The following is a 16,638-nucleotide window of genomic DNA, read 5'->3' as shown; positions in this document are numbered from 1 at the left end:
CTGCGTCGCGTCGCGTGAAGTCGGCCTGCACACACAGCACTTGAGAGGAGAAAGAGGACAATGGACCGTCGTTCCGGGCCGCTCGTCGTGGGAGTCGACGGCTCCCCGGGCGCACTGGCGGCACTCCGTTGGTCGGTCGGGCAGGCCCGCCTGCTCCGGACCGATGTCGTCGCGGTCCACGCGTGGCAGCCCAGCGGAGCGCTGCGCGCGCCCTATGCCCCGGTCGTCGGCAGCCCCACGGCGGCGGACGACCGGAGCATCGCGGACCGCTTGCTGCGCGACGCCGTGTCCCACGCTCTCGACACCGAAAGCGGCATGCGTCTGAGGCTCCTCCTCGCCGAGGGCCCTCCCGTGCCCGTCCTCATCGCCCGTGCCGAACAGGCCCTCCTGCTGGTCCTTGGACGCCGCCTGCGCGACGATCCCGCTTGGCCGGCGCTCGGCACGGTGGCCCGCGAGTGCATGCGCCGGGCACCCTGCCCCGTCGTCATGGTGCCTGAGTCCTCCCATGGGCCCAGCGCCGCGGCGGCCGCGGTCACCGGCGTCGGACGGCAGGCACGCGGAGCATGTGTCCCATGGCCGGCAACCTTGGCCCCATCGGCCCAAGACTCCCCGCTCTGCCGGGACGACGGTGAAGACGGGACCGCGGGAAAGAAGCGGGCTCCGTCCCGCGCCTCGCACGGTCTCCGCCGAAGGGGGCGAACGTGATGTTCAGGTATGACCACGACCTCAGCGGATGGGACTGGTTCGCCATGTCGGCCGGCATGGTCCTCTTCTGGGTGTTGCTCATCGCGGTCGGTGTGCTGCTCTTCCGTGTCCTGTCCCGTGCGGAAGACACCGGGACGACGTCCCGCGGCGCGTCGTTCCGGCCCGAGGACGTGCTCGCCGAACGCTTCGCGCGCGGCGAGATCGACGAGGACGAGTATCGGCGCCGTCTGTCCGTCCTGAGCGGAACCGGGGGCGTCAGGCCCTGAGGGCTGCACCTATGGCCCCGCGCCGGGCGGGGGCTCCCGGCGTGCAATGAAGAGTGAAGGGCGTTGCTCTTCCTCATGGTTGGGAGGGAACATCATGGCCACACCACAACAAGTGCCCCGTCAGGTACGTCGCGCGGTAGCCTGCGCTGCCGTACTCGTGATGGGAGCGGCGGGCTCGGCAGTCGCCCACACCCCGGCCACTTCCACCGCACCGGCACCGACGTCGACCACCGTCGCCGTCCGCGACACCGGCCGCAGCGGCGCACCGGCCTCCGCCGTCGACCGGGTCGCGGACTTCTACGGCAGCTACATCGACATCCTGTACGACTCCGGGCACGGCCCCCTGTCCCACTCGCTGCGGGCCCACTACCTGACACACAACCTGCAGCGGACCCTCTCGCGCTGGGAGACCACGCACCGCAGGGACGGTGTGCTGCGGTCCAACGCGACTCCGGTGGAGTGGCGGGTCGACTATCACGACAGCGGCATGGGCCACTGCTGGTCGACTGTCACCCTGACCTGGAAGGGCCGGGGTCACCACACACACCACACCAGCCTGACCGTTCGGTCCGACCTCGCCACTCGGCTCATCTCCGACATCCGACCGGCGAGTTGACCCATCACGGAGGTACGGCCCCAAGGGGATGATCCCGATGCGTACGATCCTGCCGGCCGAGTTCTGGTGGATGTTCGCAGCGCTGCTGGCCACCTCGATGCTGCTGATCCTCGCGCTCACCGCCGCAGCCGACGCTCTCCATCTGTGGTGCGCGCGCCGTGCACCGGACGGGTACCGACCGGCCGTCCGGCAGTCCGAGTACACGTCGCCCGAACAAGAAGGTACTCGTCATGGCCACCAAGGAGTGGACCGTTCGTATTCACCTCGTCGAGGACGGCACGGTGACCCGCGCCCGCGCGGAACTCACCGCACCCGGGTCGTCCATGAAGGTCCTCGGCCACGGAACCGCCCGCCGCAATCCGATCGACCGGCCCGTGCCGGAGATCGGTGACGAACTCGCCGCCGGCCGCGCCCTCGAGGACCTGGCCCTGCGTGTGCACGACGTCGCGGTCGACGACCTCGTGGAGCTGGCGGGTCCCGTTGACACGGTGCGACGAGACCTCCCGGCCTGGTGGTCCCCGTGACCGCACTGGTCGCCTACGCCAGTGCGCACGGCTCCACCCGGACGGTCGCGGAATGCATCGCGGCCCGCCTCTCCGGCCGCGGGCTCGAGGTGGTCGTGGCACCGCTCGGCCCCGACCCGGAGCTCGCCCCGTACCGAGGGGTCGTCCTGGGCAGCGCCGTGCACAGCGGCGCCTGGCTGCCCGAGGCGGCGGCGTACGTCCGACGCCGCCACGAGGCTCTGACCGCCCGGCAGGTGTGGCTGTTCAGCGTCGGGATGGCGGCCGCCCTGCCGGGCCCTCTGCGGCGACTGGCCGCACGAAGGGAACCAGGGCCGATCGCCGGCGTCGTCCGGTTGCTTCATCCGCGCGGGTACCGGCGCTTCTCCGGAGTGATCCGGCGGGAGCACCTGGACCGGCGCGGCCGACTCCTGTTCCGGCTGCTCGGCTGCCGCTACGGGGACTACCGCGACTGGGCACAGGTCGACGCGTGGGCGGACGGCATCGCCGAGGCACTCAGCGGCTGAGCCGGCGATGGTGGCGGTCCCGCGGGACGAGGGCCGTCCGGCCACCCGGCGAGGCCCCAAGTGCCCTGTCCCGCCCGGCCCCTGGGGAAGGACGATGGATGCAGGAGCCGTAAGGCTCGTCGCGGCAACCGCATTCCCGGGGAGGCGAAGATCATGACCAAGCCGGTCGTCGTCGGTGTCGACGGATCACGCCAGAGTCTCGCCGCGGCCGACTGGGCCGCGCGCACGGCCCTGCGCCGCGGGCTGCCCCTGCGGCTCGTCCACGCCTGGGAAAACGTGCCCGGCCATGACACCGCCGAGACATGCCCGCCCGGTCACGCGGTCCCGCAGTACTGGGCACGGCGGGTGCTGCGCGGTGCCATGGAGCACATCAGCGAACGGTATCCGCGGCTCTACATCAGCGCGGAGCAAGTACACAGGCCCCCACAGCAGGCCCTGCTGGCCGAGGCCGAGGATGCCGAGCTGCTGGTCATCGGGAACGAGGGCCTCGGTGGAATCGGCGGGCTGTTCTCGGGAACCGTGGCCCTGTCGGTCGTGGCCCATGCGCCGCTTCCCGTCGTGCTCGTGCGGGCAGGCTTCACGGCCTCGGACGAACACGCGCGCGACGACTCCGGCGCCGCTTCCGGGCTCACCCCGCATCGGGACGTCGTGGTGGCCGTCGAGTTCGGCAGGCCCTGTGACGAACCGCTGTCGTTCGCCTTCGACGAGGCCTCCAGGCGCGGCGCCGCGCTGCGTGCCGTGCACATCCGGCACCTGCCGATCACGTCCGTTCCCGGCGAGCACGGCTCGGAGCGGTCCACGCTCGAGGAGATGCTGCGACCGTGGCAGGAGAAGTACCCGACGGTCCCTGTGACGGCCGCCACCGTTCACGCCCGCACCCCTCATGAGATCGTCCACGCCTCGGAGGGCGCCGGTCTGTTGGTGCTGGGGCGCAGGCCGCACCACCGCCCCGGGCTCGGGCCGCACGCGGGAGCGGTCACCCACGCGGTGATCCACCATGTCGCCTGCCCCGTCGCCTTCGTGCCGCACCCCTGAACGCGTCGGCAACGGCGCGGCGCACCGACTGCGAATGTGAGCGAGGGGCGCCATGACCATGTCCCGGACGAAGGACCTTCGCTACGGCACGGCCCGCCACGCGGCACACCATGTGGTGCGCGCGGCTGTCAGCGCTCCCTCGCTCCACAACTCCCAACCGTGGCTCTTCACGTACGACGCCTCGGGAGTCGACTTGTTCGCCGACCCCGCACGGCACGTCCGGCTGGCCGATCCGAGCGGCAGAGAACTCGTCGTCAGTTGTGGCGCGGCACTCTTCAACCTGCGTGTCGCCATGCGGCAGCTCGGCTTCCGCCCTGCTGTCCACCCCTACCCGAGTCCGTGCAAGCCCGAGCACCTGGCACGGGTCTCCTGGGGTGCCCACGACAGAGCGAGCCCGGCGGAGAACCGGATGTACCGCGCCCTGCGCAAGCGACACACCCACCGTGGCCCGTTCCCGCTGCCCCAGATCCCCCAGCAACTCGTGGACGAGCTGCGCGAGCACGCGCGCGCCGAAGGCGCCGACATGCATGTCATGGAGTCCAAGCAGCAGCGGGCTCGCATCGCCGACCTCGTCCGTGCCGGCGAGGCCGCCCAGCGGGGCGACCCCGCGCACCGCGCGGAACTGGTGCGCTGGACCCAGGAGTTCAATGGTTCACGGCTCGACGGGGTTCCGCTGGCCGCCTGCTCGTACCACCCCGACTGCGTCACACTCGCCGGGCGCGACTTCGTCGGCCTGACTTCCGCCCTGCCGAGAGCACCCGAGGTCTGGCCCGCACGCACCGGCCTCGTCGCGGTGCTCACCACACGGCACGACAGCCGTCTGGACTGGCTGCGCGCGGGGCAGGCCCTCCAGCGGGTCCTTCTGCACGCCACCGATCACGATGCCGCGGTCGCCTTTCACACTCAACCGCTGGAGTTCCCGCGGCTGCGCTCCCAGGTGCGGGCGGCGATTCTCTTCGGGGAGTTCCCGCAGATGATCCTCCGCATCGGCCGCGCGGTCCCCGATGTTCCAACGCCACGGCGCCCGGCCACCGAAGTACTGCGCGGCCGGTGACCACAGGCCGAACGTCCTCGCCCCTGGCCGGACCGGCCCCTCCTTGCGGCTGGTCGCCCGTGCCACGGTGCTGTACAGGGAGAGCCGTTCGCTCGGGGAAAGGTGGTGGACGCAATGGCGCTTCCCTTGGTCGTGGGGGTCGACGGGTCCGAGTCCAGCCTCAGGGCGGTGGACTGGGCCGCCCAGGAGGCCGCGTTGCGCGGCTACGACCTGCGGTTGGTGCACGCGTCGCTCTGGGAGAAGTACGAGGGGGACGAACCCGCCGTGCCGCTCGATGCCGGGTCCGACCAGCACGACATGACCGAGCAGATCCTCCGGGCCGCCGCCACCCGCGCCGCCGTACGGCAGCCGGAGGTGAAGGTCCGCACCGAGGGGCTGGCCGAGGACCCCCGGACGATGTTGCTGCATGCGTCGCGGAACGCCGTGGCCGTGGTGACGGGGCGGCGCGGCCGGGGGCCCGTGCAGGAGCTGCTGCTCGGCTCGGTCAGCCTGGCCGTGGCCGCACACGCGCAGTGCCCGGTGATCGTGGTGCGGGGCAGCGAGGCAGGGATCGAGGGCACGCACCAGCGCGTCCTCCTGGGCGTGGGCGATCCCGACTCCGCGGGCTCGGCGGTCCGTTTCGCGTTCGCGGAGGCCGCCGCCCGTCACTGCGTGCTCGACGCGGTCCGGGCCTGGCGGGCGCCCGCACGACGCCCGACCGACCATCCGCTCCTCACCGGCGACACCCCATATCAACTGGCTCAGAGGGCACGGCACTTGATGTCCGATGCACTGCGCGGCCCCTCCCGCGCCGAGCCCGACGTGCCGGTGCGCCCGGTCACCGTCGAAGGGCCGGCCCGCAGAGTCCTGATCGACCGCTCGGCCGCCGCGGACCTCCTGATCGTCGGCGCGCGCAGGCGTCACGGCCACTTCGGCCTGCAACTCGGCCGGGTCGGCCACGCCGTTCTGCACCACGCGGACTGCCCGGTGGCCGTGGTGCCACAGCACGGACCCTGAAGGACCTCGTGAGGAGTTGTCGTGCGTGACCTCGCCCCACCCCTGCGGACCGTCCGCGCCGTCGTCCTCGACACCGACGGCGTGATCACCGACTCCGCCCAGCTGCACGCGGAGGCATGGAAGGCCGTTTTCGACGGCTTCCTGCAAGAACACCCACCGCGACAGGCCACGGATCGAAGGCCGTTCGACCTCGGCGTCGACTATCCGCGATACGTGGACGGAAAGGCGCGCCGCGACGGCGCGGCCGCCTTCCTCGCCTCGCGGGGTGTGTACCCGGCCCCGGCGACGATCGAGGCGGTGGCCGCCGAAAAAGACCGCCGGTACACGGAACGACTGCACCGCGGAGCGACCGTGCCCGCTTACGCCGGCACCGTGAGTCTGCTGCACGCGCTGCTGGGCTCCGGGAAGCTGCTGGCCGCCGCGTCCGCGTCACTGCACGCCCGTGAGCTGCTCACCCGTGCCCATGTGCTGGACCTCTTCGACGCCGTGGTGGACGGCAAGGAGGCGGCGCGCCTGGAGCTGCGGGGCAAGCCCGCTCCCGACCTGTTCCTCGAAGCGGCTCGCCGGCTGCGTACCGATCCCGCCGACGCGGCGGTCGTGGAGGACGCGCTGGCCGGTGTGGAGGCAGGCAGGCGCGGCGGGTTCGCCCTCGTGATCGGGGTCGACCGTACCGCGGGGCGCAAGCGCACCCCCGAACTCCTGCGCCATGGCGCCGACCTGGTGATCACCGATCTCGGCGAACTCCTCAAGGAGGGAGCGGTCACGTGACCGACGCGACATGGAGTTACGACGGCTACGTTCCGCCCGAGGAACGCCTCCGCGAGTCGCTGTGCACGCTGGGCAACGGCTACTTCGCCACGCGCGGCGCCCTCCCCGAGTGCGAGGCGGACGAGATCCACTACCCGGGAACCTACGTCGCGGGCTGCTACGACCGCCTCACGTCCATGGTGGCAGGCCGCGAGGTCGGCAACGAGGATCTCGTCAACGTGCCCAACTGGCTGCCGCTGCGCTTCCGTTGCCTGAGCGAGGAGGGCGTCGGGCCGTGGCTGCACCCGGACACCGCCCAGGTCCTGGAGCATCGCCAGAGCCTCCTCCTCAGCAGCGGCCTGCTGGAGCGCCGCACCGTCTACGAGGATGCCGTGGGACGACGCGTCACCGTGCGCCAGCTCCGGCTGGTGCACATGGCCGACCCTCATCTCGCGGCGCTGCGAACGGAGTTCACCGCACGGAACTGGACGGGCGAGCTCGAGGTCGAGTCCGCCCTGGACGGTGCCGTCCGGAACGCGGGCGTGGCGCGCTACCGCGACCTGGCCGACCGCCATCTCGTGCACGGTCACAGTGGCACCGCGGCGCCCGACCTGTTCTGGCTGCGCTGCCGCACCCGCGCCTCCGACGTCCGCATCGCCCTCGCGGCTCGCACCACCTGCCCCGATGCCGCACAGACGTACAGCAATCACACCGACCGCCGCGCGGCACAGCTGCTGCACCTGCCGATGGCGCCGGGCCGCACCGTGACCGTGGACAAGGTGGTCGCCCTGCACACCTCCCGCGACCCCGCCATCAGCGACCCGCTCCAAGCGGCCGTGGACCGGGCGCGACGGGCCCCGTCCTTCGACGATCTGCTCGACTCCCACCTCACCGCGTGGGACCAGCTGTGGCGGCGGGCCGAGCTCGACGTGCCCGGCGCGGCGGGCCGCATCCTGCGGCTGCACCTCTTCCATGTACTCCAGACACTGTCGCCCCACACGGCCGACCTGGACGTCGGGGTGCCCGCACGCGGACTGCACGGCGAGGCCTACCGCGGCCACGTCTTCTGGGACGAACTGTTCGTCCTGCCCTATCTGAACCTGCACTTCCCCGAGGTCTCCCGCGCGCTGCTCACCTATCGTCACCGGCGTCTGGAACGGGCTTGCCGCGCCGCCCAGGACGCCGAACGCCAGGGCGCCCTGTACCCGTGGCAGAGCAGCAGCGACGGCCGCGAGGAGACCCAGCAGCTGCACCTCAACCCGAACTCCGGACGCTGGCTGCCCGACCATACCCATCTGCAGCATCACGTCGGTTCGGCGGTCGCGTACAACATCTGGCGCTACTGGGAGGCCACCGGCGACGCCGAGTTCCTGCACACCAAGGGCGCCGAGATGCTGCTGCAGATCGCCCGCTTCTGGGCGGACACGGCCACCTACGACGCCGGCCTGGCCCGCTACCGGATCCGCGGCGTCGTCGGCCCCGACGAGTACCACGACGCGTACCCGGACGCCGACCGGCCGGGCATCGACGACAACGCGTACACGAACGTGACGGCGGCCTGGGTGCTGACCCGCGCCCTCGACCTGCTCGACCTGCTGCCCCCGCCACGCCGCCAGGAGCTGGCGGAGCGAATCGGATTCGACGGTGGCGAGGCGGAACTGTGGCGCGACGTCTCACGGTCGCTCCACGTCCCCTTCCACGACGGGGTGATCAGCCAGTTCGCCGGATACGAGCTGCTGACCGAACTGGACTGGGAGGCGTACACGAACAAGTACGGGGACATCCGCCGCCTGGACCGGATCCTGGAGGCCGAGGGCGACAGCGTCAACCGGTACCAGGCATCCAAGCAGGCGGACGCCCTGATGCTCGGTTACCTCTTCCCGCCCGCGGAACTCTCCGCCCTGTTCGCCCAGTTGGGCCACCGGCTCGACGACGTCGCCTGGCAGCGCACGGTCGACCACTACCTGCGCCGCACCAGCCACGGCTCCACCCTGAGCGGACTCGTGCACGGCTGGGTGCTCGCTCGCGCCCGCCGCGCCGACGCATGGCGGTTCGCGCACGAAGCACTGGTCGGGGACATCGCGGACGTCCAGGGCGGCACCACGGGCGAAGGCATCCACCTCGGCGCGATGGCCGGCACGGTGGACCTCGTCCAGCGTGGCCTCACCGGCCTGGAGACCCGCGGCGACGCGCTGCGTCTGGATCCGGCCCCGCTCCCCGAACTGACGGGGTCCTCTTACGGATTCGCCCTCCGCTACCTGGGCCACTGGGGGATCCGGCTGCGTATTCTTCCCGACCGCCTGCGCATCACCGTGCCGGCCTCCGACCGCTCCCCCATCACCGTCGAACTGCCGGACCGTGCTGTGACGGTCCGGCCCGGCGACACGTGTGAACTGGCCCTGGAGAGCTGAGCGTCGGCGCGGGCGCGCGGTCCGTCGCAGGTGACTCAGGCCGCCCTGCGCCCTCGCTCGGGCCCGTCCCACAGAGCCCACTCCCGCTCCCATTCGGCGAGGCGGGACCGGTCGAGCCGGCGCCGCAGGCACCAGCCCACCAGGCCTGCCGTCCCCGCGACCCCGGCGCCGGTCCCCAAGCCCGTGGTCAGCGTGCGCGTCCATACGTCCGAATCGCTCAGCGGCTCACCGGCCAGGCGATCCCGACGATCCAGCCAGATGTCAGTGCGCTCGCCCTGTCGCGTACCCACGTGGACCCGGACCGTCCCCGTACGCGCCTGCCCCGCGGCCGTGGTCCAGCGCACCGGGGTCCAGTACGTCGTCTGTACGCCGGGCCCGGCCCACATCCCGTGGGACGGAACCTGGCCGACGACCTCGGCGCGGGCCCGGTGCCGCTCGTGCCGCTGGGCCGCGGCGGTCTCCCGCGCATCGGAGTGCGCGGCCGCCCCGGTGGCGAGCCCGGCAGCGGGCGCCCCGACGGCCACAGCGGCCCCGAGCACGAGAACCGCCCACCCCTCCACTACGTCGGACCGCCGCCGAAGGGTGTTGCCGCGCCATCGCCACGCCCTCCGTTTGCCCTCCATGGGGCCCTCCTCCCTCGCTCAGGAAAGCCGCCCACGCCACTGGCGACCACCTTCAGCATCCGGCGCCGGAGCCGGGCGCCCCAGGGCCGGCCGGGACACGGTGAGTGCCGTCCGGCCCTCCGTTCGCCCCGGCCCGCAATGAAGCCGGCGCCCTGGAACGGACGCCGGGTTGCACCTGATGCCTGGAGACGCACGGGGCCGACCGCCCTCGATTCGGGGCCGGTCGAGTCACGCCAGAGGCCCATGCCGTGCGCGACGGTGAAGGTGGCGCGGGAGGGCTCCCCCGACGGCCCGCGCCGGGAACACCCCGGCAAGCCGGGGCGCCGGGGTGGCGTCCGCGAAGCGCGGGAGCAGAGGCGGACGCGTGCCCGCTCGACGGGTCGCCCCTCGCGGGCACTTCCCCAGGAGCACGACAACCGCACCGGATGCCCGACCGGCGCCCCCTCTCTCAGCGCCGGCCGGACACGGCCCGCCCGGCCGCCCCTGGCCTGCCTGGCGCGCCCATCGGGATGGTCAACTCGTCGGCGCCCGGCCAGAGTTCGAACAGGGGCGCAGACCGCAGGGACGGGGCCAGTTCGACACCCCTGCGGCCGACGCTCACACCGATGCGCCGGGGTCCGGGACGCCATGGGGTGAAACTAGGGCACTCCACCGAGGCCGTCGAGGGGTTTTCGGCCCAATCTGCTACCGCTTCAGTCGTGCGGGACCACCGCGACAGGTGCCGCACAGTGATGCAGGACGGCCTGCGTCACCGGCCCGATGTGACCACCGACCGGCGCACGGCGCTTGCGGCGCCCCACCACCACCAAGGACGCGTTCCGCGACTCCGCCACAAGAGAGAGACCCGCACTGCCGACGAGCGCTTCCTCCACCACCTCGACACCAGGGAATTTCGCCCGCCACGGCCGCACGACGTCGGCCACGTCCTGGCGGACGCGCGACTCCAACTGCCCTTTCAAGCCCGGTACGTTCACGCCCCCGTATCCGTAGTAGTACGGCGGAACGTTCCAGACGTGCACAACGCGCAGCCGCACGTCGCGGCGGACAGCGGCGTCGAAGGCGAACCCGAGCACGGCGGCATCGGGGTGCGCGCAGTCGAGCCCGAGCACGACGTCCCGGTACGGGGTGGCGGCCGACGCCCTCCCCTGCGCGTGCTGCCCGTGCTCGTCCGAGGCGTGTTCGCGCCCCCGCACGAAGACGACCGGCCCTGCCGCCCGGGCGGCGACGCCATGCGCGACGGAGCCGACGATGAAGCCGGTGATGCCGCTCAGGCCACGCGAACCCAACACGAGCAGCTCGGCCCGGGCGGCCTCATTGAGCAACGCGGAAACGGGCTCATCAGAGACGACACGGCTGCTGACCTCCAAGTCGGGGTAGCTGCGTCGGAGAGCGGATCCGACATCAGCCAGCAACTTCTCCGGACCGTTCCGTTCCAGCTCACGAGCGTCCGGCGGCAGACTCATCCCGGCCAGCGGCGCGTAGACGTAGGGCTGCCAGTTGCGCGCGTGGACCAGCGTCAGGTCGAGAGACCGCAGGCGGGCCTCCCGGGCGCCCCAGTCGGCCGCGGCCCGGCTCTCCGCGGTGCCGTCCAGACCGACGATGACGGTGCGAGACATGTGCGAACCTCCCAGGAACTGACGACCGCGCCTTAAGTGCCAATGTCTCCCCCCGGACGATGAGTTCGCCGGGGCCTGTGGGCCTCCAGCAGGAGGGCCGAAGGTCCCTGACATTTGAGGCTGGTCAGTCACCCTCGCGCGGCGGGCGGCGAGGCCGGTGCTCGCGTCGGTTCAGGGACGACCGTCTCCGCTCCACGTTTCATCAGGTGCGACAGCACATGCCGATCACGGCAAAGACTGTTCCATGTACCCCGATGGCCCAACGCGCCACTGCCTCCCGGGCGTACGGTGAAGCGCGCCTCAGTAAGGAGCGGGACCATGTGCGGCATCACGGTGCTCCTCGTGGACAACCACCGCGAGACCCTCGTCGCCCTCGAAGGCGCACTGACCCCACTGCCCTGCCGCATCGAGACGGCCCAGAGCGGGGAGCAGGCGCTCAAGGCGGTGCTGCGCGGCGGCATCGATCTCGTCGTGCTCGATGTCGTCATGCCCGGAATCACCGGCTTGGAGCTCGCCCGCCACCTCCAACGCCTCGACCAGACCCGGCACATCCCTGTGATCCTCATGACGGGTATGGTCGGCCACTCGCAGCTCACCGAAGAGGCCTACGAGATCGGCGTCGCCGACCTCCTCGTCAAGCCCGTGGGGCCCTGGCTGCTGCGCCTCAAGATCGCCGGCCACCTGCGCTATCTCCGGCGCATCCACGAACTGACCGCCGAGTCGGACCCCGCCTGACCGCTTCGCTCCCGAGGTGCGACTCAACGGCCTCAAGTCGATACGAGCGCCGACGCAGCGCAGCCCCGCCACTCGGCCTCGAGGGCGTCCTCGGCCTCGGGGGCTATGAGCAAGCGGGCCCGGTCATCGAGCGGGAAGAGCGCGCCTTCCGCATCGCGGGCGTCGGTCACCATCACGGCGGCAAGCCCCCCGCCCTGTACGTCGCCGACGATCACCGCACCCCGTGCGGCGAGGCCACACGACCTCGTACAGGTCACCGCTGATCCGCACCTCGGTGAATCGACCGGACACTGGCCGGCTCCGCTTCGTGTCGCCCGCTGAGCTCGCACCACGCCAGAAACACGCCGGTTACGTCTGTTCTGTCCGGTGTTCCAGACGGTAGCTTTGACGAGAGGTCGCTTGACGGAGGCTGATCGCCATGCCGTGGTACTTCTGGCTGCTTGCCGCCGCGGGGCTGGGCGCCGCGGAGTTCTTCACGCTGACGCTGGTCTTCGGGCTGTTCGCGGGTGCGGCCCTGGTGACGGCGGTGGTCGCCGGTGTGGGCGTCGGTCTGCTCGGGCAGCTGGTGGCGCTCGGGGTCACGGCGGCGGCGGGTCTCGTCCTCGTACGGCCAGTCGTCATGCGCCATCTGGCCCAGACACCCCTGTCCCGCGACGGCAGCGACGCGTTGATCGGCAAGCATGCGGAGGTCATGCAGGAGGTCACCGCGACCCGCGGCCTGATCAAGCTGTCCGGGGAGGAATGGTCCGCTCGCGCCCTCGACGAGAGCCAGGTGATCCCCGTGGGGGCGCTGGTCGACGTCATGGAGATCCAAGGCGCGACGGCCGTCGTCTACCCCCGGGAGCTCCTGCCCTGAACCTGCACTGCACCGCACTGCTGACCATCCAGCAACGGAGGAAGCGTGGACGCCATTCTCATCCCGATTCTGGTGGCGATCATCGTCGTCATCTTTCTCGTGGCCACCTCCGTGCGGATCGTCCCGCAGGCCCGCCGCTACAACATCGAGCGGTTCGGACGCTATCGCCGGACACTCCAGCCCGGCCTGAACCTCGTGGTGCCGGTGGCCGACCGCGTCAACACCAAGCTCGATGTGCGTGAGCAGGTGTACTCGTCCGACCCCCGGCCGGTCATCACCGAGGACAACCTCGTGGTGAACATCGACACCGTGCTCTACTACCAGATCACCGACCCGCGGGCGGCGGCCTACGAGGTCTCCGACTACCTCCAGGCGATCGACCAGCTCACCGTGACCACGCTGCGCAACGTGATCGGCAGCATGGACCTGGAGGAGACGCTCACCTCGCGCGAGGAGATCAACACCCGGCTGCGCACCGTCCTCGACGACGCCACCGGCAAGTGGGGCATCCGCGTCAACCGCGTCGAGATCAAGGCCATCGACCCGCCGAACACCATCAAGGAGGCGATGGAGAAGCAGATGCGGGCCGAGCGGGACAAGCGTGCGGCGATCCTGCACGCCGAGGGCGAGCGACAGGCCAAGATCCTCACCGCTGAGGGCACGAAGCAGAAGGACATCCTGGAGGCCCAGGGCACGCAGCAGGCCATGATCCTGCGGGCCGACGGCGAGGCGAAGGCGGTCGAGCGCGTCTTCCAGGCCGTGCACCGCAACAACGCCGACCCGAAGATCCTCGCCTACAAGTACCTCGAGACGCTGCCGCACCTGGCGAAGAGCGAGAACAACACGTTCTGGGTGATCCCGGGAGAGCTGACGGAGGCGGTCCGCTCCGTCTCCAGCGCCTTCGGGGACCACTCGACGATGGGCCTGCCCAAGAACGCGCAGCAGCCGGAGGAGTCCGCCTCCGATGACACGGACGCCGACACCGGCTCCCCGGACGACACCGGTACCCCGGAGATCGAACCGGTCCCACGGACCACCGCCGCGGCGGCGGCCGACGAGGTTGCCAAGCAGGCCGCCGCCGCGGTGAACAACGCGAAGGCGGAGGCGGAGGCCGCGAGGACGACCTCGTCGCCGGGCCGGGGGAAGCCGTCCGGCGACTGAGCGGGCACACCCTCAGGCCTGTGGCATAGAAGGCCTATGCCTCCGTGCCGGAGTTCGGAGGCGGCCCGAGGATCTCGATGTGGTGGCGGGCCGCGGCATGGCCCAGGGCCGCGGGGTCGACCGGCCCCGGGGTGGGCAGTCGACGCTCGGGAGCCGGGTCTCCGACGTCCATGGCGAACTCTTCGAAGCCGGACGGCGTGGTGACCTGAAGACAGCGCAGGGGTTCCTCGGATCCGACGACGAAGGTGTGCGGCAGCCCCACGGGAAGAAGCACGAAGTCTCCTGCCCCCGCGGCCAGTTCTTCCCCGTCGCACAGGAAGCGGGCCGTGCCCGACAGGACGTAGAACATCTCGTCCTCTTCCAGGTGCCGGTGCAGGGGCGGAGCGAAGCCGGCCGGGTTGAGGAACTCCGCGACGGTCACCCGGCCCCGGGTCTGCGCTCCCGCGGCCTTGACCGTGACGAGGTTGCCGAGGAACCACACCGCCTGACCCTCGTCGCTGGTCAGGACGTAGGGGCGGTTGAGGGACGCCATAGCCGCCTCCAAGGTGGATGGACCCGCTGGACCCGTCGCATCAATTTTACGCTCCACCGTCGCCCCAGGAGCGCCCACGGACGGCCGCGGCGGTCAGCTCCGCTCAGTCACCGTCCGGACGCGGATCCGGACGCTCCGACAGCACCGGCGCCGCCCGCAGTTCCGGCCCCCGCAGCCGCAGCAGGTCCTCGAATTCCCGCATGCGACCCGCCTGGTACGCGGCGATGCTCTCGGGGTCGTACTCGTAGAAGCCGGTGTGGTCCTGGAGGCCGCGGCGGTGGGTCGTCATGTTGTCCTCGACCACGGCCGGGGCGCGGAAGCGGTCGCCCAGCCGGGCGGTGAGGTAGCGGGAGGCGTAGTAGAGGATGTCTCCGCCGCCCCAGTCGATGAATTCGAGCGGGCCGAGGACGGAGAAGCGTGTGCCGAGTCCGGCGCGGACCGCCAGGTCGATGTCGGTGGCGGTCGCGACACCCTCCTCGACCATGCGGGCCGCCTCGTTCATGACGAGGGCCTGGAGGCGGGGGACGATGTAGCCGGCCGCCGGGCCGCAGACGACGGGTATCTTGCCGATGCGGCGCAGCAGGCCGGTCATGCGCTCCACCTGCGCGGGGTCGGTGCGGTCGCTGCGGCTGACCTCGACGAGGGGCATGAGGTCGGCGGGGTTCAGCCAGTGCGCGTTCAGGACGCGGCTCGGGTCGGCCACCAGGTCGGCGATCTCCGTGACGAGGAAGGTCGACGTCGTCGAGGCGATGACCGCGTCGGCGGACACATGTGTGTCGACCCATGACAGGGTGTCCCGCTTGACCTCGATGACCTCGGGCACGGCCTCGAAGACGACGCCCGCGGCGGCGAGCCGGGGCTGTGCGGACTCGCGGTCGCAGAGGAGGAGTCGGGGCGTCCGGCCGGAGACGGCAGCGGTACGCAGGCGGTCCAGGATCTGTTGCTCGGCCGCCTTGCGGTACCCCGCGCGGTCCTCGTCCGTCTCCTTGATGTCCGCGAGGGTGACATCCATCCCCGCGGCCAGGAAGGCGCGGGCGATGCCCTGGCCCATGCGCCCGGCGCCCACCACCACCACGTCGGTGCGTTCCGTCTCCGTCATGCGGGCAACCCTTCGTGCAGCAGCTTGGTCAGTTCGGGGCGGGAGAGGCGGGCCAGGCCGAGGGACTCCAGCGTGCGCCCGTCGGCGTACAGATCCGTGCCGGTGACGGCGGACGCGAGGCTCAACAGGCCCTGCGCGACCGGCGTGGGGACGTCGGCCCAGCGTCCCACCGAGACCAGGAAGGACAGGCCGAGGCGGGTGTCCTCCAGCATGTAGCGGTGGCAGAGGAGGTCGATCTTCTCCCGCCAGTCGCCGCTGTCCGTGAGCCGTTCGTGGGCGGCGCGGCCGTACATCCACTCGTCGCCGTCCGCCGCGTAATGGTCGGCGAGCGGGAAGTGGGGTGCCGCGTAGCCGAGTGCCTCGCGGACCGCGATCCGTTCGGCGTCGAGGGTGTCGGTGACCCGGCGGATCGCCGGCTGGGTGCCCTCGTTGTGGATGTCCCAGGCCGAACTGTGCTCCAGCGGACCGGCGTTCATGAGGATGAGCGGCGGATGGATCACCGGTCCCGCGTTCATGAGCGCGCCGCTGAGGGCGTCCTCGACCGGCTCGATCGACGGGTAGGCCTCCCGCAGCACGCGGAACGCGGCGTCGGACGAGCGCGCGGGCAGGACACCGGTGGGCAGGCGCGTCGCGTACCCGCTCACCACCACCTCGTGGGGTCCGTGCGTACGCGCCAGATACGGCAGTGTCCCGGTCTCGGCGAACGCGACGTCCGCCGTGTTGCCCGCCTCGGCCATCGCCTTGGCGAAGAGCACCGTGCCGAAGGTGCCCGGCGGGAGGAACACCACCTGACCGTTCCGCAGCAGCGGTGCCACCTTGGCCGCCAGGTCCTCGTGCACGGTCGCCGGCAGGGGGACGACGACGAGGCGCGCGCCGCGTACGGCATCGGCGAGGTCCGCGACGGGGTGGATCGTCCCGGCGCGTGCGGTGTCGCCCACGGTGACGTGCCTGGTGCCGCGGTGGTCGCGGACGGTGAGGGTGCCGAGCTCGCGCAGGCCGTCCAGGGCCTTGGTGTCCCGCCGCCACCAGCGCACGGTGTGGCCGTTCTCCGCGAGTTCCGCCGCCGCGGCGAAGCAGCCGTGCCCGCCGCCGAGGATCGTGATGTCCATGTGCTCTTCCGTTCCCTTGAGTTGAGCGTACGAAGCGCGGTGCGCGGGTC

19 protein-coding genes are annotated in these 16,638 nt (G+C 71.5%); 13 read left to right on the top strand and 6 right to left on the bottom strand.

The features are described 5' to 3' along the window. The first annotated feature begins 60 nt into the window (after positions 1 to 60). The 10 genes from ACNYS0_RS39400 to ACNYS0_RS39355 all read left to right on the top strand — a co-directional run bounded on the left by ACNYS0_RS39400 (position 61) and on the right by ACNYS0_RS39355 (position 8,857). Positions 61 to 705 carry a universal stress protein gene (locus ACNYS0_RS39400; RefSeq protein ID WP_422481124.1) on the top strand — a complete coding sequence of 215 codons (645 nt, stop codon included), beginning with the start codon at positions 61 to 63 and terminating at the stop codon, positions 703 to 705. Further along, positions 705 to 971: an SHOCT domain-containing protein gene (locus ACNYS0_RS39395; protein ID WP_422481122.1), complete on the top strand. Its 267-nt coding sequence runs from the start codon at positions 705 to 707 to the stop codon at positions 969 to 971. Before ACNYS0_RS39400 ends, ACNYS0_RS39395 begins: the two co-directional genes overlap by 1 nt. 160 nt (positions 972 to 1,131) lie before the next feature. Continuing rightward, positions 1,132 to 1,587, top strand: coding sequence for a hypothetical protein (locus tag ACNYS0_RS39390; RefSeq protein WP_422481120.1), 456 nt, complete (start codon positions 1,132 to 1,134; stop codon positions 1,585 to 1,587). Between the two features lie 230 nt (positions 1,588 to 1,817). Further along, the gene (locus ACNYS0_RS39385) at positions 1,818 to 2,111 is read left to right on the top strand and encodes a dsRBD fold-containing protein (protein ID WP_422481118.1); all 294 of its coding nucleotides are present in this window, start codon (positions 1,818 to 1,820) and stop codon (positions 2,109 to 2,111) included. Further along, the gene (locus tag ACNYS0_RS39380) at positions 2,108 to 2,614 is read left to right on the top strand and encodes a flavodoxin domain-containing protein (RefSeq protein WP_422481116.1); all 507 of its coding nucleotides are present in this window, start codon (positions 2,108 to 2,110) and stop codon (positions 2,612 to 2,614) included. Before ACNYS0_RS39385 ends, ACNYS0_RS39380 begins: the two co-directional genes overlap by 4 nt. Before the next feature lie 153 nt (positions 2,615 to 2,767). Continuing rightward, the gene (locus ACNYS0_RS39375) at positions 2,768 to 3,649 is read left to right on the top strand and encodes a universal stress protein (RefSeq protein ID WP_422481114.1); all 882 of its coding nucleotides are present in this window, start codon (positions 2,768 to 2,770) and stop codon (positions 3,647 to 3,649) included. Positions 3,650 to 3,707: 58 nt separating this feature from the next. Further along, a complete protein-coding gene (locus tag ACNYS0_RS39370) occupies positions 3,708 to 4,703 on the top strand; it encodes an Acg family FMN-binding oxidoreductase (RefSeq protein WP_422481112.1) in 996 nt (331 codons plus the stop codon). 114 nt (positions 4,704 to 4,817) lie between these two features. Beyond that, positions 4,818 to 5,699 (top strand): universal stress protein, encoded by an 882-nt coding sequence (locus ACNYS0_RS39365; protein WP_422481110.1) that lies wholly within the window; start codon positions 4,818 to 4,820, stop codon positions 5,697 to 5,699. Positions 5,700 to 5,720: 21 nt separating this feature from the next. Then, positions 5,721 to 6,467: an HAD family hydrolase gene (locus ACNYS0_RS39360; RefSeq protein ID WP_422481108.1), complete on the top strand. Its 747-nt coding sequence runs from the start codon at positions 5,721 to 5,723 to the stop codon at positions 6,465 to 6,467. Further along, on the top strand, positions 6,464 to 8,857 hold the full coding sequence (locus ACNYS0_RS39355; protein WP_422481106.1) for a glycoside hydrolase family 65 protein: 2,394 nt from the start codon (positions 6,464 to 6,466) through the stop codon (positions 8,855 to 8,857). Before ACNYS0_RS39360 ends, ACNYS0_RS39355 begins: the two co-directional genes overlap by 4 nt. 35 nt (positions 8,858 to 8,892) lie before the next feature. On the opposite strand, the gene ACNYS0_RS39350 is transcribed toward ACNYS0_RS39355, so the two are convergent. Both ACNYS0_RS39350 and ACNYS0_RS39345 read right to left on the bottom strand, forming a co-directional pair. Further along, positions 8,893 to 9,480, bottom strand: a complete 588-nt coding sequence (locus tag ACNYS0_RS39350; RefSeq protein ID WP_422481103.1) for an Rv1733c family protein — start codon at positions 9,478 to 9,480, stop codon at positions 8,893 to 8,895. Positions 9,481 to 10,172: 692 nt separating this feature from the next. Next, entirely contained in the window at positions 10,173 to 11,096 is a 924-nt protein-coding gene (locus tag ACNYS0_RS39345; protein WP_422481101.1) for a universal stress protein, read from the bottom strand. Between the two features lie 318 nt (positions 11,097 to 11,414). On the opposite strand from ACNYS0_RS39345, the gene ACNYS0_RS39340 reads away from it, so the two are divergent. Next, a complete protein-coding gene (locus ACNYS0_RS39340) occupies positions 11,415 to 11,831 on the top strand; it encodes a response regulator (protein WP_422481099.1) in 417 nt (138 codons plus the stop codon). 32 nt (positions 11,832 to 11,863) lie between these two features. Here ACNYS0_RS39340 and ACNYS0_RS39335 read toward each other — a convergent pair whose 3' ends face one another. Further along, positions 11,864 to 12,046: a hypothetical protein gene (locus ACNYS0_RS39335; protein WP_422481097.1), complete on the bottom strand. Its 183-nt coding sequence runs from the start codon at positions 12,044 to 12,046 to the stop codon at positions 11,864 to 11,866. A 203-nt stretch (positions 12,047 to 12,249) separates the two neighbouring features. Here ACNYS0_RS39335 and ACNYS0_RS39330 point away from each other — a divergent pair, with 203 nt between their 5' ends. Both ACNYS0_RS39330 and ACNYS0_RS39325 read left to right on the top strand, forming a co-directional pair. Next, on the top strand, positions 12,250 to 12,687 hold the full coding sequence (locus ACNYS0_RS39330; protein ID WP_422481095.1) for an NfeD family protein: 438 nt from the start codon (positions 12,250 to 12,252) through the stop codon (positions 12,685 to 12,687). A 45-nt stretch (positions 12,688 to 12,732) separates the two neighbouring features. Next, positions 12,733 to 13,848 carry an SPFH domain-containing protein gene (locus ACNYS0_RS39325; protein WP_422481093.1) on the top strand — a complete coding sequence of 372 codons (1,116 nt, stop codon included), beginning with the start codon at positions 12,733 to 12,735 and terminating at the stop codon, positions 13,846 to 13,848. Between the two features lie 34 nt (positions 13,849 to 13,882). Here the strand turns inward: ACNYS0_RS39325 and ACNYS0_RS39320 are convergent, their stop codons facing one another. The 3 genes from ACNYS0_RS39320 to ACNYS0_RS39310 form a co-directional block, all read right to left on the bottom strand. Next, complete coding sequence (locus ACNYS0_RS39320) at positions 13,883 to 14,380, bottom strand: quercetin 2,3-dioxygenase (RefSeq protein ID WP_422481091.1); 498 nt, start codon at positions 14,378 to 14,380, stop codon at positions 13,883 to 13,885. 103 nt (positions 14,381 to 14,483) lie between these two features. Beyond that, complete coding sequence (locus tag ACNYS0_RS39315) at positions 14,484 to 15,479, bottom strand: 3-hydroxyacyl-CoA dehydrogenase NAD-binding domain-containing protein (protein ID WP_422481089.1); 996 nt, start codon at positions 15,477 to 15,479, stop codon at positions 14,484 to 14,486. Then, the gene (locus ACNYS0_RS39310) at positions 15,476 to 16,588 is read right to left on the bottom strand and encodes an NAD/NADP-dependent octopine/nopaline dehydrogenase family protein (protein WP_422481087.1); all 1,113 of its coding nucleotides are present in this window, start codon (positions 16,586 to 16,588) and stop codon (positions 15,476 to 15,478) included. The genes ACNYS0_RS39315 and ACNYS0_RS39310 overlap by 4 nt, the downstream gene beginning before the upstream one ends. Positions 16,589 to 16,638: the final 50 nt, after the last annotated feature.

Origin of the sequence: Streptomyces anthophorae (assembly GCF_049310305.1) — a bacterium.
Taxonomy (GTDB): Bacteria; Actinomycetota; Actinomycetes; order Streptomycetales; family Streptomycetaceae; genus Streptomyces.
The sequence above is the reverse complement of the archived record's forward strand: the minus strand, read 5'-3'. Positions and strand labels throughout refer to the sequence as shown.